The sequence below is a fragment of the Pararhizobium gei genome, from assembly GCF_029223885.1.
In the GTDB taxonomy this organism is placed as follows: domain Bacteria; phylum Pseudomonadota; class Alphaproteobacteria; order Rhizobiales; family Rhizobiaceae; genus Pararhizobium; species Pararhizobium gei.
This window is the reverse complement of the sequence record NZ_CP119409.1, coordinates 3,055,940-3,079,468: the sequence shown is the minus strand read 5'-3', so window position 1 is coordinate 3,079,468 and position 23,529 is coordinate 3,055,940. Positions and strand designations below refer to the sequence as shown.

At 60.4% G+C, this 23,529-nt stretch carries 21 protein-coding genes; 10 read left to right on the top strand and 11 right to left on the bottom strand.

Annotation, left to right across the window (positions count from 1 at the left end; translation table 11 throughout):
* Window positions 1-260 precede the first annotated feature (260 nt).
* From PY308_RS14980 to queF, 6 genes are all read left to right on the top strand, one after another.
* Window positions 261-2,474 carry a TonB-dependent hemoglobin/transferrin/lactoferrin family receptor gene (locus tag PY308_RS14980; RefSeq protein ID WP_275783994.1) on the top strand — a complete coding sequence of 738 codons (2,214 nt, stop codon included), beginning with the start codon at window positions 261-263 and terminating at the stop codon, window positions 2,472-2,474.
* Between the two features lie 119 nt (window positions 2,475-2,593).
* On the top strand, window positions 2,594-3,019 hold the full coding sequence (locus tag PY308_RS14975; protein WP_275783991.1) for a MarR family winged helix-turn-helix transcriptional regulator: 426 nt from the start codon (window positions 2,594-2,596) through the stop codon (window positions 3,017-3,019).
* Window positions 3,020-3,085: 66 nt separating this feature from the next.
* Window positions 3,086-3,829, top strand: a complete 744-nt coding sequence (locus tag PY308_RS14970) for an SDR family NAD(P)-dependent oxidoreductase (protein WP_275783988.1) — start codon at window positions 3,086-3,088, stop codon at window positions 3,827-3,829.
* Between the two features lie 241 nt (window positions 3,830-4,070).
* Window positions 4,071-6,260: an anthranilate synthase gene (locus tag PY308_RS14965; protein ID WP_275783986.1), complete on the top strand. Its 2,190-nt coding sequence runs from the start codon at window positions 4,071-4,073 to the stop codon at window positions 6,258-6,260.
* 180 nt (window positions 6,261-6,440) lie between these two features.
* Window positions 6,441-7,361, top strand: a complete 921-nt coding sequence (locus PY308_RS14960; RefSeq protein ID WP_275783984.1) for a cation diffusion facilitator family transporter — start codon at window positions 6,441-6,443, stop codon at window positions 7,359-7,361.
* Window positions 7,358-7,822, top strand: a complete 465-nt coding sequence (gene queF / locus PY308_RS14955; protein ID WP_275783981.1) for a preQ(1) synthase — start codon at window positions 7,358-7,360, stop codon at window positions 7,820-7,822. The genes PY308_RS14960 and queF overlap by 4 nt, the downstream gene beginning before the upstream one ends.
* Window positions 7,823-7,874: 52 nt before the next feature.
* On the opposite strand, the gene PY308_RS14950 is transcribed toward queF, so the two are convergent.
* On the bottom strand, window positions 7,875-8,453 hold the full coding sequence (locus PY308_RS14950) for a HupE/UreJ family protein (protein WP_275783978.1): 579 nt from the start codon (window positions 8,451-8,453) through the stop codon (window positions 7,875-7,877).
* Window positions 8,454-8,701: 248 nt separating this feature from the next.
* On the opposite strand from PY308_RS14950, the gene PY308_RS14945 reads away from it, so the two are divergent.
* Complete coding sequence (locus tag PY308_RS14945; RefSeq protein ID WP_275783975.1) at window positions 8,702-9,283, top strand: ATP-dependent Clp protease proteolytic subunit; 582 nt, start codon at window positions 8,702-8,704, stop codon at window positions 9,281-9,283.
* 60 nt (window positions 9,284-9,343) lie between these two features.
* Here PY308_RS14945 and PY308_RS14940 read toward each other — a convergent pair whose 3' ends face one another.
* Window positions 9,344-9,718 carry a type II toxin-antitoxin system VapC family toxin gene (locus PY308_RS14940; RefSeq protein ID WP_275783972.1) on the bottom strand — a complete coding sequence of 125 codons (375 nt, stop codon included), beginning with the start codon at window positions 9,716-9,718 and terminating at the stop codon, window positions 9,344-9,346.
* Window positions 9,719-9,732: 14 nt separating this feature from the next.
* Complete coding sequence (locus tag PY308_RS14935) at window positions 9,733-10,008, bottom strand: type II toxin-antitoxin system Phd/YefM family antitoxin (RefSeq protein ID WP_275783969.1); 276 nt, start codon at window positions 10,006-10,008, stop codon at window positions 9,733-9,735.
* Between the two features lie 366 nt (window positions 10,009-10,374).
* Here PY308_RS14935 and leuA point away from each other — a divergent pair, with 366 nt between their 5' ends.
* Window positions 10,375-12,090 (top strand): 2-isopropylmalate synthase, encoded by a 1,716-nt coding sequence (gene leuA / locus PY308_RS14930; protein WP_275783966.1) that lies wholly within the window; start codon window positions 10,375-10,377, stop codon window positions 12,088-12,090.
* Between the two features lie 112 nt (window positions 12,091-12,202).
* On the opposite strand, the gene PY308_RS14925 is transcribed toward leuA, so the two are convergent.
* The 4 genes from PY308_RS14925 to PY308_RS14910 form a co-directional block, all read right to left on the bottom strand.
* The gene (locus PY308_RS14925) at window positions 12,203-13,036 is read right to left on the bottom strand and encodes an anti-sigma factor family protein (RefSeq protein ID WP_275783964.1); all 834 of its coding nucleotides are present in this window, start codon (window positions 13,034-13,036) and stop codon (window positions 12,203-12,205) included.
* Window positions 13,037-13,039: 3 nt separating this feature from the next.
* Window positions 13,040-13,558, bottom strand: a complete 519-nt coding sequence (locus PY308_RS14920; RefSeq protein ID WP_275783962.1) for an RNA polymerase sigma factor — start codon at window positions 13,556-13,558, stop codon at window positions 13,040-13,042.
* A 182-nt stretch (window positions 13,559-13,740) separates the two neighbouring features.
* On the bottom strand, window positions 13,741-14,289 hold the full coding sequence (locus tag PY308_RS14915; RefSeq protein WP_275783959.1) for a tetratricopeptide repeat protein: 549 nt from the start codon (window positions 14,287-14,289) through the stop codon (window positions 13,741-13,743).
* A 141-nt stretch (window positions 14,290-14,430) separates the two neighbouring features.
* Window positions 14,431-15,333 carry a metallophosphoesterase family protein gene (locus tag PY308_RS14910; protein WP_275783957.1) on the bottom strand — a complete coding sequence of 301 codons (903 nt, stop codon included), beginning with the start codon at window positions 15,331-15,333 and terminating at the stop codon, window positions 14,431-14,433.
* 109 nt (window positions 15,334-15,442) lie between these two features.
* Here PY308_RS14910 and PY308_RS14905 point away from each other — a divergent pair, with 109 nt between their 5' ends.
* On the top strand, window positions 15,443-15,910 hold the full coding sequence (locus tag PY308_RS14905) for an NUDIX domain-containing protein (protein WP_275783954.1): 468 nt from the start codon (window positions 15,443-15,445) through the stop codon (window positions 15,908-15,910).
* A 2-nt stretch (window positions 15,911-15,912) separates the two neighbouring features.
* On the opposite strand, the gene PY308_RS14900 is transcribed toward PY308_RS14905, so the two are convergent.
* Window positions 15,913-16,896 carry a glutathione S-transferase family protein gene (locus PY308_RS14900; RefSeq protein WP_275783952.1) on the bottom strand — a complete coding sequence of 328 codons (984 nt, stop codon included), beginning with the start codon at window positions 16,894-16,896 and terminating at the stop codon, window positions 15,913-15,915.
* A gap of 274 nt (window positions 16,897-17,170) precedes the next feature.
* On the opposite strand from PY308_RS14900, the gene PY308_RS14895 reads away from it, so the two are divergent.
* Window positions 17,171-17,725 (top strand): GNAT family N-acetyltransferase, encoded by a 555-nt coding sequence (locus PY308_RS14895; RefSeq protein ID WP_275791147.1) that lies wholly within the window; start codon window positions 17,171-17,173, stop codon window positions 17,723-17,725.
* Here the strand turns inward: PY308_RS14895 and PY308_RS14890 are convergent.
* The 3 genes from PY308_RS14890 to PY308_RS14880 are packed head-to-tail and all read right to left on the bottom strand — an operon-like array spanning window position 17,722 to window position 23,526.
* A complete protein-coding gene (locus PY308_RS14890; RefSeq protein ID WP_275783949.1) occupies window positions 17,722-19,791 on the bottom strand; it encodes a hypothetical protein in 2,070 nt (689 codons plus the stop codon). The two genes, PY308_RS14895 and PY308_RS14890, sit on opposite strands and share 4 nt — an antisense overlap.
* A 10-nt stretch (window positions 19,792-19,801) precedes the next feature.
* The gene (locus tag PY308_RS14885) at window positions 19,802-22,609 is read right to left on the bottom strand and encodes a DUF4159 domain-containing protein (protein ID WP_434064158.1); all 2,808 of its coding nucleotides are present in this window, start codon (window positions 22,607-22,609) and stop codon (window positions 19,802-19,804) included.
* Complete coding sequence (locus PY308_RS14880; protein ID WP_275783947.1) at window positions 22,606-23,526, bottom strand: DUF58 domain-containing protein; 921 nt, start codon at window positions 23,524-23,526, stop codon at window positions 22,606-22,608. The genes PY308_RS14885 and PY308_RS14880 overlap by 4 nt, the downstream gene beginning before the upstream one ends.
* Window positions 23,527-23,529 lie beyond the last annotated feature (3 nt).

Here is a 23,529-nt window from a genome sequence, read left to right as displayed (position 1 = left end):
CAACGCATTCGCAGGGCGCAGGGTTGCATTTCCCGGCGAAAACGATCCACCGTTGCCTATCCGGCACGCCAGCAAGCCCTTGGCGAAAGTTTGTCTGGATCGTGGCATTTATTTGTTGACAATAATAATCATGTTTTCTAACCGGTAGAGGAAGAAAACGCTCTGCAAATCGTTCAGCGCTTTCCAGCCCATGCCCAGCCAGCCCTTTGAGCTCCCCTGTCTCAGCAGCCAGCCCGGTGTTTTTATTAAAGGATCGGTCCATGATTACCCGGCATCACTGCGCGGCCCTGATGGCGTGCGCGGCGTTCTTATCCGTCAATTTTCTCCCCCAGATGTCGCTTGCGCAGGAGGTAAAACCCGTTGCCTCTCCGGACGGCAATGTGACGGTGCTGAAGAAGCTTACCGTTACGGACGAGCGTGCAAAGGGTGTCGCCGACACGCCCCTGGCGACCGAGACGACCGCCGAGCAGATCCAGGACAATCAGGTCTCGTCCTTTGAGGATCTGGGCCGCTCGCTGCAGCCAGGCGTCGGCTTCAACCGGGTCAATGGCAGCGTCAATGTTCGCGGTCTTGACGGAGCGCGCGTCCAGACGACCATCGACGGCATCGCCATTCCCTATCTGGACGATGGCGCGCGCGATGCGGACGGCGGCATCGACAGCTTCGATTTCGACGCACTGTCGGCGGCAGATGTGGTTCGCGGCGCCGATTCCAGCCGGGCCGGCGACGGCGCGCTTGGCGGCGCCGTCGTTCTGCGCACGCTGCAGCCGGAAGATCTGATCGGCGAAGGCAAGACCTGGGGCGGCATCTTCAAGTTTGCCTATGACAGCGAGGACGAGAGCTGGGCAACATCCGCCGCAGCGGCGGCGCGGTACGGCAACACCGCCGTCCTGTTCCAGGGCGGCTACAAGAAGGGCCACGAGACGGACAATAGCGGCAGCGACGACTTTTACGGCCCGGGCCGCACGGCGCAGAACCCGGCTGATTTTGACCAGAAGAACGTGCTGGTCAAGGTCAAGCAATATACGGACACAGGCCATACCTTCACCCTGACCGGCGAACGCTTCGACCGCGACAAGGATATCGACCTGCGCACGGAGCAATCCGTCGGCGGAAACTACCAGCCGGGCGGTTGGGATGGCAATGAAGCCATCAAGCGCGACCGCGTTTCGCTGAACTACGAGTTCGAGGCGGTCGATGAGGGCGCGCTGATCGATGCGGCCAATGCCGTGTTCTATTGGCAGGATCTCACCCGTGACAGCGGCAAGTCCGGTTATCGGCATACATCGGTCATCGGCGACTACACCCGCAACAGCGAAGTCGAAAACCGATCCTTCGGCGGTGCGGGTTATCTCGAAAAGAACTTTGACACCGGCAGGCTTGGCCACACGGTCCGGCTGGGCGGCGATTTTTCGGTTGGCACGACGACGCAGTATTCGCGCGGCGAAGACAGCTGCGATGAGATCCCGACGCCTTCCTGCAACTTCCTGCACACAAACCAGGCGGATATGCCGGATGTCGATACGAAAAAATTCGGCATTTATCTTGAAGACGAAATCGCCTTCGGCGCGAGCGGCTTTTCGCTGACACCCGGCCTGCGCTACGATTGGTACGACCAGTCGCCGCAGGACACGGCGGCCTATACGGGCAATCCGAATTTCGACGGCATGCCGCCCGGTCAGAACGGTGACCAGTTTTCGCCGAAACTCCTGGCAAAATACGAAGCAGCCGAGAATGTCGAACTCTTTGCGCAATGGGCAATGGGCTTCCGCTCCCCGACCGCGACCGAACTCTATCTCGACTATGGTGCGCCGGGAACCTATCTCAGGCTTGGAAATCCCGATCTGAAGCCGGAGACCAGCAATGGCTTCGAGATTGGCGCCAATCTGGGTGACGCGGATTTCGGCGGCCGCATCACCGGCTTCTATAACAAGTATCGCAATTTCATCGACACCAGCAGCGACGTGCCGCAGGAGCCGGGCTATCCGTTCGGCACGACGCAGTATGTCAACCGCGATCGCGTGCGGATTTATGGTTTAGAGCTTTCGGCGCATAAATCCTTCGCCTCCGGTTTCCATATCAACGGTTCGTTGACCTATGCCGACGGCGAAGACCGGGAGACCGGCGTCAAGCTCGCGTCCGTAGCGCCACTGAAGGGTGTGCTCGGCGCCGGCTATGCCACGGAGACCTGGGGGGCGGACCTGACGTTCATCGCGGTCAAGGCGCAATCAAGGGAAACGGATTCGACATTCCCGCGCGTTCCCGGCTACGGCCTGGTCGATCTCACGAGCTGGTGGAAGCCCGAACAGGTCGAGGGACTGACCGTCAGGGCAGGGGTCTACAACCTGTTCGACAAGGAATATTACGACGCCATCAGCGTGCGCGACGTAACATTGTCCCCGACATCGCCGGGCAAGGCTTACTATTCCGAGCCGGGCCGGACCTTCAAGATTTCGCTGACACAGCGCTTTTGAACTCTGCCCACGTCAATCGACAAGGGAGCGGTCAGTGAAGGCCGCTCCCTTTTGTGTTTCAATTTTCTCTTGACAAAGTGCATATGCACATACATATTTTGAACATGAAAGCAACGTCGTTGATCTCAACCTGTAACTGTTTTGCCATTCGTCAGGCCGCACGTTTCGTATCGCAGCTTTTTGAGCGGCATTACGCCGAGGCGGGGATCACTGCGACGCAGTTTTCTTTGCTGGCCTATATCGCTGATGCGGGAAAGGTCGGCATGGCGGAGATGGCGGAAGCGATGGTCATGGACCGGACCACTCTGGTGCGCGCGCTAAAGCCTCTGGAGCGGGATGGGTACGTCATCAGTAGACCGGACGGTAAGGGTTCGCGAAAACTGCTGTTGTCGCTGACTTCCACGGGTCTGCAAAAGCTTGCCGACAGCGCTGCATGCTGGCACGCCGCACAGGCGGAATATGTCGGGCTGGTGGGTGCCGAGCATGCGGACAGTCTACGCCAGATGCTTCTGGCGATCCCCGTCGGCACTCCTGTCCACACATGAAGGCTCCGAAACGCCGCAAATCCAAAGCTCATATAGTGCATATACACACAAAACGAAAGAAAACTCATGTCCCAGAAAATTGAAAATTCCGTCGCTCTCGTTACCGGTGCCAATCGCGGCATCGGACGCGAGTTTGTCGCCGAGCTCTTGCGTCGTGGTGCAAGCAAGGTCTATCTCGGCGCGCGTGACCTCTCAGCGCTTGCCAGTCTAGTTGCTATCGATCCAGCACGTCTGGTGCCGCTGAAGCTTGACGTGACCAATGCAGCCGACGTCGCCGACGCCTTCGAGGCGGCTACAGACCTTACACTCCTGATCAACAATGCGGGCTTCGCTGGCGAGCAGGGTGTCATCTCCGCCTCCGATCTCTCGGTCGCCCGGCAGGAGATGGAGGTCAATTATTTCGGCGTACTATCGCTGTCCAAAGCCTTCGCGCCGATCCTCGCCAAGGCGCCGCGGAGCAGCATCGTGAATGTGCTGTCCTTCTTGTCGCTGGTGACATTGCCATCGGCTGGAACCTATTCCGCTTCGAAAGCGGCAGCCCTTTCCGCCAGCCGCTCCATCCGAGCGGAACTGCTGGCTCAGGGCACACAGGTGGTAGCGATTATGCCGGTCCAGGTGGATACCGATATGGGGCGCAGCCTGCCGGAACCCCGTCTGAAGCCGTTCGATGTCGTAAGCGAAACGCTCGATGCCGTCGAGGCCGGAACGGAGGAAGTGTTCCCCGGCGAACTGACCCGAAATGTGGCGGCCGCCTTTGCCTCTGATGCGAAGGGCGTTCAGGCTCAGATGTCGTTGCGGTTGCCTGCGTAACGCTGCGAAGACCGGTGGAAAAAGCGATTATACTTTTCCGCCGGCGTCCGCTTGCGCAATTGCGCGTCTCGCGCTAACACTTCCCTCATGACACAGACACGCAACATTGCAATCTGGTGGTGGGCTCGCTAAGGCGGCCTTGACCAGTCATGCGTGATTGAGAGCACAAGCCGCCCGGAGATTTCGAGGCGGCTTTTTTTGTATTCGGGCCGCTGAATGACGGGCCTGAACGGAGCGACAGATGGCGACGATTATTCTTGACGACGGTGCCGAGAGCTATGTGACCAAGGGGGGCATCACCGTTACCCGTCGGCGGCGCGAAGCACCCTATGGCGAAGCGATCTCCGGCTATGTCGATAAGCTGGACGCGTGCCGCGGTGCGGTGTTTTCCTCCAATTATGAATATCCCGGCCGTTATACCCGCTGGGACACGGCAATCGTCGATCCGCCGCTTGGCATCTCTTCCTTTGGCCGTGCTCTGTGGATCGAGGCGTATAACGAGCGTGGCGAAGCCCTTCTGGCGATGATCACGCAGGCGCTGGCTGCTGTCGCCGACATCACGCTTGGCACAGTCACCAGCCGCCGCCTCGATCTGACCATCAACGAGCCAAACCGGGTTTTCACCGAAGAAGAGCGCTCGAAGATGCCGACGGTGTTCACCGTGCTGCGGGCCGTGACGAATATCTTTTATTCGCAGGAGGACTCGAGCCTCGGTCTCTACGGAGCGTTCGGGTATGATCTTGCCTTTCAGTTCGACGCGATCGAGCTCAAGCTCAAGCGTCCGGACGATCAGCGCGACATGGTGCTGTTCCTTCCCGATGAAATTCTCGTCGTGGATCATTACGCGGCAAAGGCGTGGATCGATCGCTACGACTTTGCCAAAGATGGCCTGACAACGCAGGGCAAGGCGGGCGACAGCGCGCCAGATCCTTTCCGCACGGTGGACAGTATCCCGCCGCATGGCGATCATCGTCCGGGGGAATATGCCGAACTCGTCACGAAGGCGAAGGAGAGTTTCCGCTGTGGTGATTTGTTCGAGGTCGTGCCGGGCCAGAAGTTCTACGAGCGTTGCGAGAGCAAACCGTCGGAAATCTCCAAACGTCTGAAGGCGATCAATCCGTCGCCTTATTCGTTCTTCATCAATCTCGGACATCAGGAATATCTGGTCGGCGCCTCGCCGGAAATGTTCGTGCGCGTTTCCGGCCGCCGCATCGAGACATGCCCTATCTCCGGCACGATCAAGCGCGGCGACGATCCGATCGCGGATTCCGAGCAGATTCTGAAACTGCTGAACTCCAAGAAGGACGAATCCGAGCTGACCATGTGCTCGGATGTCGATCGCAACGACAAGTCCCGCGTCTGCGTTCCGGGCTCGGTGAAGGTCATCGGCCGGCGGCAGATCGAAATGTATTCGCGCCTTATCCACACGGTCGATCATATCGAGGGCCGTTTGCGCGACGATATGGATGCTTTCGACGGGTTCCTGTCGCATGCCTGGGCGGTGACCGTAACCGGTGCGCCGAAGCTATGGGCGATGCGTTTTATCGAAAGCCATGAAAAGAGCCCGCGCGCATGGTATGGTGGCGCGATCGGCATGGTCGGCTTCAATGGCGACATGAACACCGGCCTCACCTTGCGCACCATCCGCATCAAGGACGGGATCGCCGAGGTCAGGGCAGGGGCGACATTGCTGAACGACAGCAACCCTGAAGAAGAAGAAGCCGAAACCGAACTGAAGGCCTCTGCCATGATTGCAGCCATCCGCGATGCCAAATCCGCCAATAAAGGCGGCACCGGCCGTGACGTCGCGCCCGTCGGCACCGGCGTCAACATCCTGCTCGTCGATCACGAGGACAGTTTCGTCCATACGCTGGCCAATTATTTCCGTCAGACAGGCGCGATCGTCACCACCGTTCGCTCGCCCGTGGCCGACGAGATTTTCGATCGCGTGAAGCCTGACCTGCTTGTGCTGTCGCCCGGCCCCGGCAGGCCAAAGGATTTCGACTGCAAGGCGACGATCAAGAAAGCCCGCGCCCGCGACCTGCCGATCTTCGGTGTCTGCCTTGGCCTTCAGGCGCTCGCAGAAGCTTATGGCGGCGATCTGCGTCAGCTTGCCGTCCCCATGCATGGCAAGCCCTCGCGCATCCGCGTGCTGGAACCGGGCATTGTCTTTTCCGGCCTCGGAAAGGAAGTGACGGTCGGCCGCTATCACTCGATCTTTGCCGACCCTTCGACGCTGCCACGGGAGTTCATGATCACCGCTGAAAGCGACGATGGCACGATCATGGGGATCGAGCATATGAAGGAGCCGATCGCAGCCGTGCAGTTCCATCCGGAATCAATCATGACGCTCGGCGGCGACGCCGGCATGCGGATGATCGAAAACGTCGTGGCGCATCTGGCCAAGCGCGTCAAGATCAAGGCGGCGTGATGAGCGATTTTGCTGGGCCTGCCCGAAGCCGATCGCAATATTGAGACTGACGCTTTGACAAAGCGCCACGCTTGAACCATATCCATGCCAACCGAAACCGCCGAAGCGCCCACCGCTTCGGCGGTTTCGACGTTCTAACGGCCAGTTTTTGCAACTCGTTCGCATATGCAGGAGACGACAATGGAAACACAGACGGCAGGCACCGCGCAGCGCCTTGCGTTCTGGGGTATTCCGCTTGCCATCGCCGTTCTCGGGCTGAAAATGCTTGCATGGTGGGTCACAGGTTCGGTGGCCCTTCTGTCCGATGGACTGGAATCGATCGTCAACGTCGTCGCAGCCGTCGTTGCCTTCGTTGTCATTGGCTATGCCGCCCGGCCTGCGGATGCAGGTCATCCGTTCGGGCATCATAAGGCGGAGTATATTTCTGCGGTCCTTGAGGGCGTGCTCATCATCGTCGCCGCGCTGCTGATCGTTTTCGAGGCGATACCGGCTCTCCTGGCGCCACGGCTGCCGGATGCGCCAGCGCTGGGTCTTGTGATCAATCTGCTGGCTGGCGTGATCAACGCTGTCTGGGCCGCTGTGCTCATTCGTGCTGGGCGGACGCTGCGCTCGCCGGCGCTCTCCGCCGACGGCCATCACATTTTCTCGGACGTGGTCACCTCAGCCGGGGTTCTCATCGGACTGGTGCTTGCGATTGTCTCCGGCTATGCGATCCTCGATCCGCTGCTGGCCGTTGTTGTCGCCTGCAATATTCTCTATCAGGGCTGGAAAGTCATCGCGCGTTCGATCAACGGTCTGATGGACAAGGCAGTGCCGGCGCACGAGGAAGCGGCCATCAAGACGGCGATTGCCGCAAACGCGACCGGTTCGCTCGGAGTGCATGACTTGAAGACACGCGAGGCCGGCGCGGTGATTTTCGTCGATTTTCACATGGTCGTGCCCTCCGCCATGCCCGTCGGCGATGCGCATGATATTTGCGACCGGCTGGAGGATGCGATCCGCGCGGTCAATCCCGGTGCACAGATTGCCATTCATGTCGAACCGGAGAGCGAGAAGGCTCATGGCAACAGGGTCAAGGTGATAGAAGGAATGACGATATGACGAAGACCGATGTTTCAGGCCTGTCCCAGCTCGGCCAGACAGTGGCGGCGCCGCACAGCCCGGAGGGCGCCGTGCTCGAGCGCGTGCCGGCCAGTCACAATGATATAGACTATGTCGTGCGTTTCACAGCGCCGGAATTCACCTCGCTCTGCCCGATGACCGGCCAGCCGGATTTCGCCCATATCGTGATCGACTATGTGCCGGATGGGTGGCTGGTCGAATCGAAGTCGCTGAAGCTCTACCTTCATGCGTTCCGCAATCACGGTGCCTTTCATGAGGACTGCACGCTCGATATCGCCAAGCGGCTGGTCGACCTGCTGGCTCCGAAATGGCTGAGGATCGGCGCCTACTGGTATCCACGCGGCGGAATTCCGATCGATGTCTTCTGGCAGACCGGCAAGCCGCCGGAAGGCGTCTGGCTGCCGGACCAGGGTGTCCAGCCCTATCGCGGCCGCGGCTGAACATAAAATGGCGGCATTGTTGCCGCCACTTGGTTTGTCCAGCGGGATCTGGTCAGTTGAAGGCCAGCGCCAGTCCGGCAGCAGCCGTCATGCCGCCAATGACGCGGGAGAGCGTCATGCTGGAAGGCATTCTTCCGATGCCGAACCCGAGTGCCATCCCGACACCATGCAGGAGCGCGGTTGAAAGGACAAATCCCGTACCGAAGGGCAAGGCACTGGCGAAGCCCAGTTCGCCGCCGTGGGCATAACCATGGAACATCGCGAAGATGCCGACAATCGCGGCGCAGGTTGCGATGGGGAGACGCGCCGCCATCGCAAGCAGCAGGCCAAGCGCAACGACCGAAGCGAGGATTGCCGGCTCGACCAGGGGCAGATGGCCACCGGCCATGGAGAGCCCGAAGCCGGCCGCCATCATGGCGACAAAGGCGCCGGGCACGGCCCAGAGCGCGCGGCCACCGATCTGCGCCGCCCAAAGGCCGACAGCGACCATGGCAAGGATATGATCGGCACCCGAGAGCGGATGCATGAAGCCGGCCGCCAGGGAACCGTGCTCCGCAGGACCAAGATGGGCAAAGGCAGGTGCGGATGAGGCGGCGAAAGCGGTCGCTGCGATAAGAATGCGTCTTTTCATGATGTTCCCCGTCGAGGGGCGGGAGATGGAAGGCAACCCGCCGATGCTGATCTGGCGTCGTCCATCTTATGGCGCATTGCGCGTCTGTCCATACGGCATTTGCCGGAAAGGGACGCCTTTACCATAGCGACATGCGGTCGCGGATTGGCCCTTTCGTCGGCAACCGGTTTTGTTGCATTGTTTTCGCGGTCGAGTCGCCTTATCTGACAGCGGCAGAACATTTGAATTTATTTCGCGGGAGAGTTCGCATGAACGAAGAAGACGACGACAAGACAAAGGAACTGCCGCTTGGCAAGGAAACGGAGGCGAACCTTTTCAAGTCGCGTTCGATCTTCATCTACGGCTCGATCACGCAGGAATTGGCGCAGAAGGTCAACACGCAGCTTGTTGCGCTGTCCGCGGCCAGCGACGAAGACATCCGCGTCTATGTGAATTCGCCTGGCGGACACGTCGAGTCCGGCGATTCCGTTCACGACATGATCAAGTTCATCAAGCCGAAGGTCTGGATGATCGGAACGGGCTGGGTCGCTTCTGCGGGCGCGCTGATCTACGTGGCGGCTCCGAAGGAACGCCGCATTTGCCTGCCCAACACGCGTTTCCTGTTGCATCAACCCTCGGGCGGCACACGTGGCATGGCGTCGGATATCGAGATCCAGGCACGCGAAATCATCAAGATGAACGAGCGCCTGAACCGGATTTTCGCGGCAGCCACCGGCCAGTCCTATGAAAAGATCGCCAAGGACACGGACCGCGATTACTGGCTGTCCGCCGAGGAAGCCAAGGCCTACGGCCTCGTCTCGCGCATTGTGACCTCGCAGTCAGATATCTGACATTGGTCTTGAACGACGTCTCAGACCCCGCCGGTTTCTTTCCGGCGGGGTTTTTCGTGGTCAGGCGGTCGCGGAAAGCGGATGACCGGCAAGCGCCGTATCGATTGTCACGAGTTTCATGCCTTCGACAGCGCATTGGGCGAGTAGAAGTCTGTCGAACGGATCACGTGTTGGTGGTTCCGGGGTTACGGGTGCGAGCGCGTGATGTTCGTTGATGGAAATCAGCGCGATATTGTAACTTCGCGCTGTTTCGGGAAGCTCTTCAAGCCCTGTTTTCAGCAGAAGTTTGCCCAGACGATGCTTGATCGCGATTTCCCACAAGCTTGCGACGCTCAGGTAAAATCTTCCATTCGGATTTGAGATTTCTTCCCGGATCGATAAAGGAAGTGTGGCAATACGCTCTTCAACAATTGCCAGGAAGATATGTGTGTCCAACAATCTTGCCACTCTTACTTTCCCTGCAGAGGCGGCAAGGGTGTGATAAGGAAATCTTCAGCTAGCGGGTCATCGAAATCAGCTGGAATTTCTCCGAAGAAATTTGTTATCCCACGCTCCTTTTTGTAGGCTTTTCCACCCTCCCAATTGATCCCCCCAGTCTCCTTCGCTGGCACAAGCTCCATTACCGGCTTGCCGTTCCGGGTCACGGTTATGCGCTCGCCTGCTTCGACGCGGCGGGCAAGTTCGGTCAGCTTGTTCTTGGCCTCACGGATCGGGATTTGCGTCATACGGCCAATGTAGCTGCAAGCGGCTACATTTTCAACGACTGCGATCGAGACTTGCCCTTGCTATCATCTGCGGCTATACATCGCCTCATGTTAAAGACGGGCGCAATCATCATCGGACAGGGTTTCCGCGGGCAGACTGCCTTTGCGGACCGTTCGTGCGCCTCGCTTCTTCTTCTCGGCCTTACACGCGGTTGCCGGGTTCTTTAAAGGAGCGCCCGGTGGCCGAAAGCCCACCGGCCCCAGCTCCTTGTCATCCCTGATTTCAGACACGAAAAGAACCCGAGAGTTGGCATTTTGCCGTCGCAATGCGACCGTCGATCGGTTATTGCAGGCACAAATGCGCCTCAGACATGAAGAGAAGCCGCAATGATCATGAAATCCCACACCGTCAAGCAGGGCATGCCCGAAGCCGCGGTCAAATATCAATCCTATCCCCAGATTGACATTCCCGATCGCACCTGGCCGGGCAAAACCATTACCAAGGCGCCGATCTGGTGTTCGGTCGATTTGCGCGACGGCAACCAGTCGCTGGTCGATCCGATGGGCCATGACCGCAAAGCCCGGATGTTTCAATTGCTGCTCGATATGGGCTTCAAGGAGATCGAGATCGGCTTTCCCTCCGCCTCGCAGACGGATTTCGATTTTGCCCGCTGGTGCGTCGAGGAAGGCAATGTGCCTGCGGACGTGTCGCTGCAGGTGCTGGTGCAATGCCGCCCGGAGCTGATCACGCGTACCTTCGAAGCCCTGCAGGGGGCGACGAAGCCGATCATTCACTTCTACAATTCGACAAGCGAGCTGCAGCGACGCGTGGTGTTCGGGAAGGATGTGCGGGGGATCAAGCAGATCGCTACCGACGCTGCCAAGATGATCACCGACATGGCGGCGAAGGCGGGCGGCGATTTCCGCTTCGAATATTCGCCCGAGAGCTTTACCGGCACCGAACTGGAGGTCGCGCTGGAGATCTGCAATGCGGTGACCGAAATCATCCGGCCGACGGCTGACAACAAGCTGATCCTCAATCTGCCCTCGACCGTCGAGATGGCGACGCCGAACATTTATGCCGACCAGATCGAGTGGATGTGCCGCAACCTCGACGACCGCGAGAACCTGATCATTTCGCTGCATCCGCACAATGACCGCGGCACCGGCATTGCGGCGACGGAATTGGGACTGATGGCGGGAGCCGACCGTGTCGAAGGCACCCTGTTCGGCAATGGGGAGCGCACCGGCAATGTCGACGTCGTAACGCTGGCGCTCAACATGTTCACACAAGGGGTCGATCCTGAACTCGATTGTTCGGATATCGAGCGGATCAAGGATGTCTACGAATATTCCAACCAGATGGCGATCTCGGAACGCCACCCCTACGTCGGCGAACTGGTCTACACGGCTTTTTCAGGCTCGCACCAGGATGCGATCAACAAGGGCATGAAAGCGATCAAGGTCGCCAACAAGCCGCAGTGGGAAGTGCCCTATCTGCCGATCGATCCGCAGGATGTCGGACGCTCCTACGAGGCGATCATCCGTATCAATTCGCAGTCGGGCAAGGGCGGCATCGCCTACATCCTGGCAGAGGATTACGGCATCAACCTGCCGCGCAATCTGCAGGTCGAATTCCGCGAGGACATCCAGCGCATCACAGATGAACACGGCAAGGAATTGCCGTCGAAAGCGATCCATGCGCGCTTCCTGGAGCGCTATGTGGAGCAGCCAGGCGCACGCATCCGCTTTGTCGATCATCACACCTACCCGGTCGGCGAGCACAAGGGCGTGCGCATTGTGGCCGCCGAGATTACCGACAAAGGGGAAACGAAGCGGATCGAGGGCCAGGGTACAGGGCCGATCGACGGTTTCATCAATGCCTTGTCGATCTATCTCGGCGTCGACATGTCGGTTGCAGACTATTCCGAGCATTCGTTGCAGCACGGCTCGAATGCAGCGGCCATCGCCTATGTCGAAGTGGAATATCCCGGCGGGAAGCTGTTTGGCGTAGGGATCAACACCAACATTGTCGCAGCGTCCCTCGAAGCCATCGTTTCCGCTGCCAACCGCGTTCTTCAACAACAGTCAGTCTCGCTATAAGCTTAGCGCCAGAAAAATGGCTGCGCCAACAATGCGGCGCAGCCATTTCAGTGTTCAAACCGGCCACGACCGGAACGGCGATTGAGCTTCGTGTGTTTTTGGAACCCAAGCCTCAGATCGTCGTCTCGACGGCGTCGGCAAGTTGCTCGAGATTTGCCTCTGAGGACGGGCCGACGACCACGTAGGATGCGCCGTTCTTCTGCCATGAGATCATGGAGATATCGTCGTTGATGCTTTCGGTCATTTTCGAATCCGGCTGTCCAGGCTTGCCTTTCAGGAAACAGATCGCAAAGACGTCGCCGCTGTCGTTTTTGTAGATCAGCTGGGCGACCGGCTTGCCGGCTGCGACCAGCAGGCGGGCACCTTCGAATGTCAGGCCGCGTTCGCCAAGATCCGGCAGGGAAAAATTGACCCCGACGCTCGATGCCAGCCAGCTCTCCATCCGGCCGTCCGACGAGGGGCGAACTTCCACCAGATGTTCGGCTGTCTGGCGCGAATAAACACGATGATAGTCGGCAATATCGTCCAGCCAGGTCCGGGCCGCCGCGGTTTTCGTCAGTCGTGCATCGTCGTCGCTGGTCTTGCCGATCAGGAAACCCGTGGAACCGCCGACAAGAAGCAATGTCACTGAGGCCGCCAGTGCGCGGGGCCAGATCTTGACCTTCGTCTTGCGCGCCGCCGCAGGGATGACGCGTGCTGCCTTGGGATTGGCCGCGGTGCCTTGTTTGATACCACGCACGAGCGAAAGCGGCACCGGATCGTGGAGAAACTCCTCGAATGCCTTGTTGCCAAAAGCAGTGCCCGACTTCAGGGTCTCCAACAGCCGTCGCGCCTCATCGTCGCGGGCAATCAGCTGCTCCAGTTCCTTGCGATCCTCGTCAGTCACTTCGCCGTCGATAAAGGCGGACAGCCGAACTTCGAGCGCGAGCCCTTTCGTGCTTTGCACTGGTCAGGCCCTCCTTTCTGCCGTCTCGGTGATCATGGCGGCCAGACGCATACGCGCCGTCGAAAGCCTGCTCATCACTGTCCCGATTGGGATCTTCAATATGTCGGCGGCTTCGCGATAGCTGTGGCCCTCGACATTGACCAGAACGAAGACGCTCGCCAGACCCTCCGGCATGGACAGGATCATTTTCTGTAGCTGGTTGGCGTAGACGGCCTTTTCGCCGGAAGCTTCAACCGACAATTCGTCCTGTTCCGATGCGTCGATGGTGCCGCTGCCGGTTCGCACCCTGCGCTTCCTGATTTCATCGATCCAGAGGTTGCGTGTCATTGCGTAAATCCAGCTCTCGAGGCGGCCTTCTCCGTTCCACAAGTGGCTGCGGGTGATCGCCCGCTCGCAGACCTCCTGAACCAGGTCGTCCGCATCCGCCGAATTGCGCGTCAACGTCATCGCAAAACGCCGCAGCTTGGGCAGCACACTGACCAAGTCACGTCTGAATTCGTTCGATTCTGCCGCTGGACGCATTGCTCTTCCAAAGAACGTCCCGGATGGGGTCTTTATTCATCCGGGTCGATATACATGCCGGTTGATATGAAACATTTGACCCGCAGTTCGCAAGCCGCAGGCCGCGCGTCGGTGACTATTTAAACGTTCCCCACACCGTTTTCCAAGAAAGATGCCCGCAGGATAGGCCTCGGGCTCTCTCGTCAGTATTGGCGCACGCCGCCCAGCGTCTCCAGAAGAGCCCGATAAGCCCAGCTGTCTTCGCCGCCGCGATCGCGGATTTCGACCAACTGTACTCTGGCTTCCTCGATCTGACCCTGTTCGACCAGCGCCTGCCCCATGTAGGAGCGGGCGAGAATGTAGTTTTCGTCGGCCTGAAGTGCTTTCCGGTAATAGCTCATGCCGAGTTCCATGCGTCCCGCCTTGCGGTTGGCATAGCCGCGGTAATTGAGAACGCGGGCGCTCGACTGGTCGCCGACGGCATCGAGAACCTTCAGGGCGTTTTCAAACTGGCCGGCATAAGCCAGCTCGCGTGCCGCCTTGAACAGGATATCGTCGGAGAGTCCGCTCTTCTTGGCGTCGACGCATTCCTTTTTTGCCTCGTCCCAGACTTTACCGCTGGTGCATTCAGTCGAGGTCTTGGTCTTTTCCGGCGGATTGGACGTGTCTTCGCCGGCAGCCCATGCGGCCTGTCCGAAACCAACGATGGAGAGACAATAGAGGGCGGTCAGGGCGGTCTTGCTGTGAATCATCGTTCTCTCCTGATTGACGCTGTTGCGGGCAGTGGGCCTTGCCGGTCGTACCGTCAGGCCCAAGCCTGCCATGACGGAGGGCCGAGGCCGGTCATATCAAGCATACCCCGTTTTGTTGTTTTGGCGAGTAGGGATTGACGATCAGAACTGCGTCATTTCCGCAAGCGTCGCCGTCTTTCCATCCCCCATCAGTTCGAACCGCTCGCGAACGAGCTCCCACTGACCGGGATTGCCCGAGATTGAAAACAGGTTGAAGGCTGCCGGTGGTTTCTTTCCCCCCGGACCCTGCGAGGCGGACGCGATGCCGACTACGGGCACCGGTTTGATCTGGCCTTTCAGCGAATACACAGTGTTCAGATGGGTGTGGCCGTGCAGAACGAGCTCGGCGCCGCCCGCCGAGATGGTGGCGCCAAAGCGGCGGATGCCGAGCATGCGCTTGTGCATGGACGCCGCACCACGGATCGGTGGATGGTGGATCATGACGACACGGAACAAACCCGCTTCGCCAGCGGCGCGCAGGAGGTTGACCGTCTCGCGTGCCTGGCGGCTGCCGAAATATCCGCTTGCCGCGAAGGGAGGCGTCGCAACGGCTGTCGAGCAGCCGATGAGCGCCACCGGTCCGCGGATACGCATATATGGGAAGCAGTGAAAATCGTCGTCCCAGTCTGCCGGGCTGCCTTCGCCGCGCATATAGGGGTACCACGCCTTGGTGGTTTTCTCGTAGGCACCCGGAACATAGGCATCGTGATTTCCGGGAACCACGGAAATGTTCTGAGGCTCGCCCGCCTCCTTCAGCCATTCCGTCATGATTTCGATTTCGCGCGACGAGGCGAGATTGACCAGGTCGCCGGTTATCGCGAGATGGTCGGGACCGATGCGCTCGATCTCGTCCATCAGGAGGTTCAGCGTGTCGCCGACCATATGGTTGCGGCGGTTGCGGTGCCAGTTGACGAAGCCAGTGATGCGCTTCGACACGAGTTCGCGAAAGGACAGGTCGGGAAGCGGGCCGAGATGAATGTCGGATATATGGGCAAGTTTGAACATGAGGGGTACCTAGCGCATATTCCGAAAAAGGGGAATCAATCGGAGCAATTTATCCTTGTCAGAGCAAAACGAACGAGGCCGGAGCAATGCGACGGATCGACCACCGGAAATGCGCAGCTGGAAAACGCGTCTCGTCACCCGTTTGATTCATGGCTATTTCAGCTTTGCGAGGGGTATGACGCTCGGAGTTCGCGCTGCCTGTTTCGACAGCGCGGGCCGCATTTTCCTCGTGCGCCATTCCTATGTGCCGGGCTGGCATATGCCGGGTGGCGGCATAGAGCGGAATGAAACCGCCTTCGACGCGCTCGTCAAGGAATTGCGGGAGGAGGGTAATCTGCACTTGACCGAAGCGCCGGCGCTTTTCCATGTCTATTTCAACAAGCGGACGAGCAAACGCGACCATGTGCTGTTCTACCGATGCCAGGAGGTTCGGCAGACAGAGCCGCGGTTGCCAGACCGGGAAATTCTGGAGGCAGGCTTCTTCGCGCTCGATGCGCTTCCGGAAGCGACGACGCCGGCAACACGCCGGCGTCTTGCGGAGCTATCGGGAGGAACTCCACCAGCCGATATCTGGTAGAATCAGGCGGATAGAACTTCGCGCCCGTGCGCTGCGTCGAGCGTCAGCTGCGGGCCCACTGGAACGACGCCCGTCGGATTGATGGTCGTGTGGCTCCGGTAGTAATGCTGTTTGATATGATCGAGATTGACCGTGTCCGAGACGCCAGGCACCTGGTAGAGATCCTGCAGATAGGCCTGCAGGTTCGGGTAGTCGGCGATGCGGCGGATATTGCATTTGAAATGGCCGACATAGACCGGATCGAAACGCACCAGCGTTGTAAACAGCCGCCAATCCGCTTCCGTGATCTGGGGGCCGGTCAGATACCGGCGTGTCGTTAGCCGCTCTTCCAAAGCATCCAGCGTCGCAAAGAGTGGCACGACATTCTCTTCATAGGCATCCTGCGTGGTGGCGAAGCCCGCTTTGTAAACGCCGTTGTTGACCGTGTCATAGATACGCTCGTTCAGACCATCGATCTCGCCGCGCAGGTCCTGTGGATAAAAATCGTCTGTCGAGCCGGTCAGAGCGTCGAAAGCGGAATTGAACATGCGGATGATTTCGGAGGATTCGTTTGAAACCATCCGGTTCTGCACCTTGTCCCAGAGGACCGGCACCGTTACGCGGCCGGAATAAGACGGATCGGCTTTGACATAAACCTGCCAAAGCGCTTCCGAACCGAACAGATGATCGACAGTGCCGCCGTTCTCGTTCTTGAACTCCCATCCCTTGGACAGCATCAGAGGATCGACGATCGATACCGTGATGAGGTCGTCCAGCTTTTTCAGCGTGCGGAAGATCAGCGTCCGATGCGCCCAGGGACAGGCAAGGGACACGTAGAGATGATACCGGCCCGCCTCGGCCTTGAACCCTCCCTCGCCAGAGGGGCCGGCTGTTCCGTCGGCCGTTATCCAGTTGCGGAATTGCGATGCCGCCCGCTTGAAATGGCCCTTGGTTTCCTTCGTGTCGTACCAGACGTCGTGCCAGACGCCGTGAACCAGCATGCCCATCGATTTTCTCCTGAAGCGCCGTGTCGCGATGTATCGTTTTGTAGAATGATAGATAGCGGTAAATGCCGGGGCATACAGGCCGCAAATGCTGAACACTGCGTTTTAGGCTTTGACCGGGCCGCGAATTCTGCTATCGGCCTTCCAGTCTTTTTCACGCGAACGGATTTCGATCTGATGTTTCTGCCAGGAAGCCCACGACGACGCTGATGTTGAAAACGCCCTTTCAGGCGTCGTTCTGTCCCCACGTCCTCGCATGCACGGTTTTCTGATGTTTATGAAAAAGCACGATCTCGTCTACCTCACGGAAGACGCGTCCCATGACGCAGCCATCGAAGTCATCAATGAAGAAGCTTTCGGTCCCGGTCGTTTCGCCCGCGCCGCCGCGCGTATCCGGGAGCAGGGAACGCATGACCTGTCGTTGTCGTTCGTCTGCGCCGATGACGGTGAGACGATCGCTTCCGTCAGGATGACGCCTGTGCTTGCCGGCACGGTCAAGGGACATCTGCTCGGGCCGCTTGCCGTGCGCCCGTCGCACAAGAACCGCGGCATTGGCCGAGAACTGGTTCGGATTGCCGTCGATGCCGCGCGTCGCAGCGGCTCCGAAGCGGTGATCCTCGTCGGCGATCCGCCGTATTACCAGCCGCTCGGCTTCGAAAAAGTTGCCTATGCCGCGTTGAATTTTCCCGGCCCTGTCGATCCCCAGCGAATTCTCGTCGCGCCCATGGCGGCTGACGTCCATGCGCGGTTGATCGGCGATATTGGCTGGCGCGACGTCTCCGATCATCGGGCAAGTCAAGCTATCTTGCCTGTCGCCCGTATAAAGCTTTAGCGTCCCTCGCGGTGCCAGGTTGCCGAGAGAACGAACAGCAGGGCGGCCAGGCCGAGGAAGCCAGCAAAGAGCGGTAGCGAGTTGATGCCCTTCAGCACGGTTTCGTCCGTCAGACGCAGTGACAGGCGCTGATCATCCGCGACGCGGACAGCGCCGCGAACGGGCAGAAGCGCCGGCAAGTCCACGGGTCCCTCGGCCGAGGCGAGCCGTCGCACAAGTCCCTTGGTCTTTTCGGCCCAGGGGTCGAGCGTTTCCGTGGTCGAGATGGTTGCCTTGAACTCCGGTGCGTCAACGCTGCCGATATGGACCAGCGTGTTCAGGTCTCCATTGGCGATGTCAAAAAGACCCGTCTCGGTCGTGCGCAGGCTTGCTTTGTAGAGGCCGGGCTCGCCTTCCGTCAGGGCAACCCTTTCCGTCTTGCCCGAAGGATAAGTCAGCGTCGCTTCTCCAGGATCGCCGGCGATCGTCTGACGGGCGATTTCCAGCGTGCGGCCGCGCGCATGGGCAGTGAGCGCTTCTTCTTCCAGCGCCGGTTCCTGCATCAGCCAGTGGGCTGTGCGGCGGTAGAGCGACACGCTCGGGCCGCCGCCTTCAAAGCCGCGAGCCCAAAGCCAGCCCTGGTCCGAAAGCAGCATGGCGACCCGGCCTTTGCCGACGCGATTGAGCACGAGGAGCGGCTTGCCATCCGCCGCCTGCATGACCGTCTGACCGAGCGGCGGATCGACATCGACCGTCCGGAACCAGCGCCCCCATTGCGGTGGCTCGCTGGTCGCGCCCTGAAGGCCACGGGTCACCGGGTGCTTTTTTCCCTCGTCCGACAGACGGGGATAGAAGGCCTTTTCGGTCATGAAGCCCGTCGGCGTCGCCGGCAAGACGGCGGAAAGCGGCGTGGTCGCGATCGAATCGTCACCAGCATGCTCCGGGCCGGCGGCAATCAGAAGCGCACCGCCGTTTTCGACATATTGGGCGATATTGTCATAGTAGAGGATCGGCAGCACGCCGCGGTGCTGGTAGCGGTCGAAGATGATCAGGTCGAATTCCTGGATCTTCTCGACGAACAGCTCGCGAGTCGGAAAAGCGATCAGCGACAGTTCATTGATCGGCGTTCCATCCTGTTTTTCCGGTGGGCGCAGGATGGTGAAATGCACGAGATCGACGGCGGCGTCGGATTTCAGGAGGTTGCGCCAGGCGCGCTCGCCGGAATGCGGTTCGCCGGAGACCAGGAGGACGCGCAAGTTCTCGCGGATGCCGTCGATAACGTGGACTGCGCGGTTGTTCGCCTGCGTCACTTCGCCGGGCACGGGTGCAACCGCGAATTCGAGGATATTGTTGCCGCCGCGCGGCACCGTGAAGGCAAAGGGAACGTCGGTACCGGGCTCCGCTATCTCGCGGGCGATCTCGTTGCCGTTGAGGCTAATCGAGACTTCTGCCGTTCCGCCCGGCGATGCACCGTCATCGGCAATGCGAAACGAGATTTTCTGCTCTTCGCCGACGATGCCAAAACGCGGGCCGCTGACGATTTCGATGCGCCGGTCGAATTCGTCAGGCTTGCCGGTGATCAGCCCGTGCACGGGCGCATCGAAGCCGAGCGGCTGGTTGACGTCGGGCACGTCGTGAATCTGGCCGTCGGTTATGAAGATCGCGCCGCCGACGCGGGCGGGCGGAACATCCGCGAGCGCCGTTCTCAGCGCCGTAAAGAGCTTGGTCGAGGGTGTTTCGGTATCTTCGTCGTCGGCGGCTTCGACGATCCGGGCTTCAATCTGCGGGAACCTTGCAAGCCGCTCCTTGAGCGTCGCAAGCGCCTGGTCCGTCATCTCGCGGCGACCGGCATTGTCCTGGCTTTGGCTGCGGTCAACGACTACGCCGACGATAGTGGACAGGGGTTCGCGCTCTTCCTGATAGAAAACGGGATTGGCGATCGCCAGCACGAGAGCTGCAAGCGCCGCCGTGCGGAACACGGCGCCGCGAATACCGCACCAGAAGCCGAGTGCCGAGAGAAGAGCGGCAGCAAGCGCAAGCGCTGCGATGGCGGGCCAGGGAAGGAGCGGCGAGAAATCGATTGTCATCCGCTTTTCCTCACTGTCCGAGCCTTTCGAGAAGGGCCGGGATATGCACCTGGTCTGCCTTGTAATTGCCGGTCAGCATATACATCATGATGTTGACACCGGACCGATAGGCATATTCCCGCTGCTGTTCATCTGGCGGTACGGTCGGGAGCAGAGGGGCACCGCCGGTATCGATCGCCCAGGCTCCGGCAAAATCATTGCCGGTGATCATGATCGGGGAAACACCGTCGCCCGAGCGGGCCGGCCTGCCGCTCGGTTGCTCGCTGCTGTCCTGCTGCGCCTCGATCCAGAGCGGACTGCCATTGTAGCGACCAGGGAAATTCGACAAAAGGTAGAACGACTTGGTCAGCACATTGTCGGTCGGCACCGGTTCGAGCGGCGGGATATCGAGGTCAGCAAGGATCGCCTGAAGCCGCGCGGCGTTCGGACTGTCGCTCGAGCCTGCGCCAAGCGCGGAGAACTGGTCGCGCGTATCGAACAACACCGTACCGCCGGCGCGCATATAGGCGTCGATCCGGCTGATTGCCTGAGGCGTCGGCATCGGCGCATTGGCGGAGATAGGCCAGTAGATCAGCGAGTAGAAGGACAGCTCATCTGCGGCGATGTCGAGGCCTACAGGTGCGCCAGGCTCCAGCGTGGTGCGATAGGTGAGAAATTCCGTAAGGCCGGCAAGGCCGCGTTCGGAGATACGATCGACCTCGGTTTCGCCGGTGACGACATAGGCAAGATGAGTCTTGTCCAGATGTTCAAGAATCCGTTCGTCGCCGGATTTGCTATCGTCGGCGAGCGATTGGCCCGGCGAGACAAGCAGCGCTGATGCCGCGATTGCGAGAAGGATGGCGGCGACGGCAGGTCGTCTTAAAAGCGTGAAAGCGCCACCCATGAACAGCACGATAGCGGAATCGATCAGCAAAAGAAGGAGAGCCGCGGTGAACAAGGCCGGGCGCAGGGACCAAGCCTCGGCCCCAATCAGCGCTTCGGTCGTGTAGGGGATGGCAAGGCCGGTCGCATCGATGGCTTTCAAGCTGGTATCGCTGGGCAGGAGGTTCAGTGCGGTAAAGCCTTCTTCGGAGCCGTAAAGACCGGGTGGGTTTTCAGCGCTGGAGACGGGTGTTTTGCCGGGCGCGGCGTCAAGGGGCCTCGCCTTGCCGGTTTCGCTGACGAGCACGCCATCGGCATTCAACAGGCGGTACGGTGCGAGCGCACTGGCTGCAGCGGCCGCATCGCCGCCCACGCCGCCGCTTCGCGACAGTTGTACGCTTCGACGCAGCATCTCGACGAAATCGCCTGATATCGGCAGGTTCGACCAGGTCGCCTCGGCGCTGACGTGAAACAGGATGATGCGTCCGGCGCCTTGTGTCTTTGTCGTGACGAGCGGCGTACCGTCTGCAAGGCTTGCCCAGGTGCGTGACGAAAGGTCTGCCGTCGGCTCGGCCAGAACCTGCCGCTTGACGAGGATGCCTTCAGGCCGGGGCATACCGGCAAAAGGGCTGAGCGCCGGATAGTCTGCGAGCGGCTGCGGTTCGGACCAGGAGAGCGCGCCACCGAGCGCGCGCTCGCCCTGGCGCAGCGTAACCGGCACAAGAGGGTCGTCGGCAGGCGCTGCGGCCAGTCGCGGCCCGGCAAAGCGGATCAACGTGCCGCCGTTTTCGATCCATCTGGTCAGCGGCGCGTAGGTCTCGTCGGGCAGCCGGCCGATATCGGCCATGATCAGCATGGACGGCTTTTGCGCCAGAAGCTCTGGAACGACGACGCCGAGATCCGATTCCGTCGGCTGAACAAGATCCGCATAGGGGGCCAAGGCCCGGTTGATGTAGTAGAGAGGCGACAGAAGGGGTTGCGACTGATCGCGGGCTTCGCCGCTCAAGAGAGCCACGCGGCGGCGGCGGAAGCCGTCGTCGAGCAGGAACGTGCCACCGGCGGTGGATACGCCATCGATCCCGATGCGGGCGAAATCGTTGCGCAACTCGAAGGGAGCAGCGAGGGCCGCCTTGGCGACCCCTTCGCCGGCCGGAAAGGCCAGCGATCCCTCGGCGATCGCCCTGCCGCGCGTGTCATAGGCGGTGATCGGCATTGTCCGGGCATTGGCAGTCGTCAGGCGGCTCGCGGTGACCACCATGGACTCCGCGTCATTGGCCGAACCGGTGATGGCGACAGCCTGCTCGCCATCGCCCTCGATCAGCCGGAAACTGGCCGGGGCGAGAGAAGCAAGCGCGTTCATAACCTCCCGGTCGCCGGTTTCCATGCCGTCCGACAGGAAGGCGAGTGTGCCGGGCGCCGTCCCGTCAAGTGCTGCCCTAAGCGCGTCAACCGCCGCCATGCGATCGGGTTGCAGCGGCTGCGGGGCGGCCGCCGCCAGACGGTTGCGCGCCGCCGCTGCCGATGCCGGAACGGCGTTGTGTTCGGTGTCGGCAGTGAAAACAATGGCGACGGGCAAGTCCTTCGCTTCCGCGTCTGTGATCATGGCCTCCGCGGTCTCGACCCGGCGCTCCCAATCGGTCGCGGTCGCCCAGCTGTTGTCGATGACCAAAGCCAAGGGGCCGTTGCCGGCCAGTGTGTTGGAGCGGGGGTTCACGACCGGTTCGGCGATCGCCAGGATGATGGCGGCGGCCATGAGCATGCGCAGCAGCGTCAGCCACCACGGACTTTTCGATGGCGTTTCCTCTCTTTTCAGCACGCCGGCCAAAATGCGCAACGGCGGAAAGACCTCGACGACCGGCTTGGGCGGCGTCATGCGCAGCAACCACCAGATCGCGGGAAGGGCGACCAGCGCCGCCAGTATCAGGGGATTGGCAAAGATGAAGGGCAGGAAACTCACAATTGCCCTCCATGGGTCGCGCGTCCCGGCATGCCTGACAGGTACATGTGTACCGCGACCAGCGCTTCCGAAGCGAGATGATCCGTGCGGTGGGGCGTGAAGGTCCAGCCGAGATGGCGCAGGTTTTCGCCCAGACTGTCGCGCCGGGCGACATAGGCGCGGCGATAGTCGTCGCGGATGATCTCGGCGCGTCCGGCCGTCAGTTTTTCACCGGTTTCCGGATCCGTGAATTCCGTGCGCCCGGCATAGGGGAAATTCTCCTCCGCCGGGTCGGCGATCTCGACCACATGGCCGCGCATGCCGCGCCGCGCCAAAGGCCCCAGGCGAGCCATGACGGCATCTGCCGGATCGAGAAAATCGCCGATTAGAACAAGGTCGCTCGCCCCGCGGATCATGCGCGTTTCCGGCAATCCGCCAGACAGGGACGTGTGCATCAGTGCCGTTGCCAGCCTCTCGGCAGCGTTGCGTGCCGATACAGGCTCCATGACGCCGGGGCAGCCGATGCGCTCGCCGGACCGGGCGAGGATCTCGGCAAGCGCCAGCATCAGCACTAAAGCCCGGCTTTCCTTCGACACCGAGCCGAAGGTCGATTTGTACATCATCGAGGGCGAGAGATCCGCCCAGAGCCAGATCGTGTGGGCGGCCTCCCATTCGCGGTCTCGCACATAGGTATGGTCGTCACGGGCCGAGCGGCGCCAGTCGATGCGCGACAGGCTTTCGCCATCGCTATATGGGCGGAACTGCCAGAAATTTTCACCCATGCCGCGCTTGCGCCGTCCGTGCCAGCCCGAGATCACCGTGTTCGCGATCCGCTTTGCCTCGACCATGCAGTCCGGGATCAGCCGCGCACGGTTTTGCGCTCGCGAGAGAACATCCCCGGATGGCGTCGGCTCGACGATATGCCCTATGGCGGCCATTCA

What these genes read in the sequence shown, in the direction of transcription:
- PY308_RS14920 (WP_275783962.1), bottom strand. Translation starts at nt 13,558, where the DNA reads ATGCGTCCAGCGGCAGAATCGAACGAATTCAGACGTGACTTGGTCAGT.
- PY308_RS14880 (WP_275783947.1), bottom strand. Translation starts at nt 23,526, where the DNA reads ATGGCCGCCATAGGGCATATCGTCGAGCCGACGCCATCCGGGGATGTT.
- PY308_RS14890 (WP_275783949.1), bottom strand. Translation starts at nt 19,791, where the DNA reads ATGACAATCGATTTCTCGCCGCTCCTTCCCTGGCCCGCCATCGCAGCG.
- PY308_RS14915 (WP_275783959.1), bottom strand. Translation starts at nt 14,289, where the DNA reads ATGATTCACAGCAAGACCGCCCTGACCGCCCTCTATTGTCTCTCCATC.
- PY308_RS14945 (WP_275783975.1), top strand. Translation starts at nt 8,702, where the DNA reads ATGAACGAAGAAGACGACGACAAGACAAAGGAACTGCCGCTTGGCAAG.
- PY308_RS14910 (WP_275783957.1), bottom strand. Translation starts at nt 15,333, where the DNA reads ATGTTCAAACTTGCCCATATATCCGACATTCATCTCGGCCCGCTTCCC.
- PY308_RS14960 (WP_275783984.1), top strand. Translation starts at nt 6,441, where the DNA reads ATGGAAACACAGACGGCAGGCACCGCGCAGCGCCTTGCGTTCTGGGGT.
- PY308_RS14965 (WP_275783986.1), top strand. Translation starts at nt 4,071, where the DNA reads ATGGCGACGATTATTCTTGACGACGGTGCCGAGAGCTATGTGACCAAG.
- PY308_RS14895 (WP_275791147.1), top strand. Translation starts at nt 17,171, where the DNA reads ATGAAAAAGCACGATCTCGTCTACCTCACGGAAGACGCGTCCCATGAC.
- PY308_RS14980 (WP_275783994.1), top strand. Translation starts at nt 261, where the DNA reads ATGATTACCCGGCATCACTGCGCGGCCCTGATGGCGTGCGCGGCGTTC.
- PY308_RS14935 (WP_275783969.1), bottom strand. Translation starts at nt 10,008, where the DNA reads ATGACGCAAATCCCGATCCGTGAGGCCAAGAACAAGCTGACCGAACTT.
- PY308_RS14905 (WP_275783954.1), top strand. Translation starts at nt 15,443, where the DNA reads ATGCGCAGCTGGAAAACGCGTCTCGTCACCCGTTTGATTCATGGCTAT.
- leuA (WP_275783966.1), top strand. Translation starts at nt 10,375, where the DNA reads ATGATCATGAAATCCCACACCGTCAAGCAGGGCATGCCCGAAGCCGCG.
- PY308_RS14900 (WP_275783952.1), bottom strand. Translation starts at nt 16,896, where the DNA reads ATGGGCATGCTGGTTCACGGCGTCTGGCACGACGTCTGGTACGACACG.
- PY308_RS14970 (WP_275783988.1), top strand. Translation starts at nt 3,086, where the DNA reads ATGTCCCAGAAAATTGAAAATTCCGTCGCTCTCGTTACCGGTGCCAAT.
- queF (WP_275783981.1), top strand. Translation starts at nt 7,358, where the DNA reads ATGACGAAGACCGATGTTTCAGGCCTGTCCCAGCTCGGCCAGACAGTG.
- PY308_RS14950 (WP_275783978.1), bottom strand. Translation starts at nt 8,453, where the DNA reads ATGAAAAGACGCATTCTTATCGCAGCGACCGCTTTCGCCGCCTCATCC.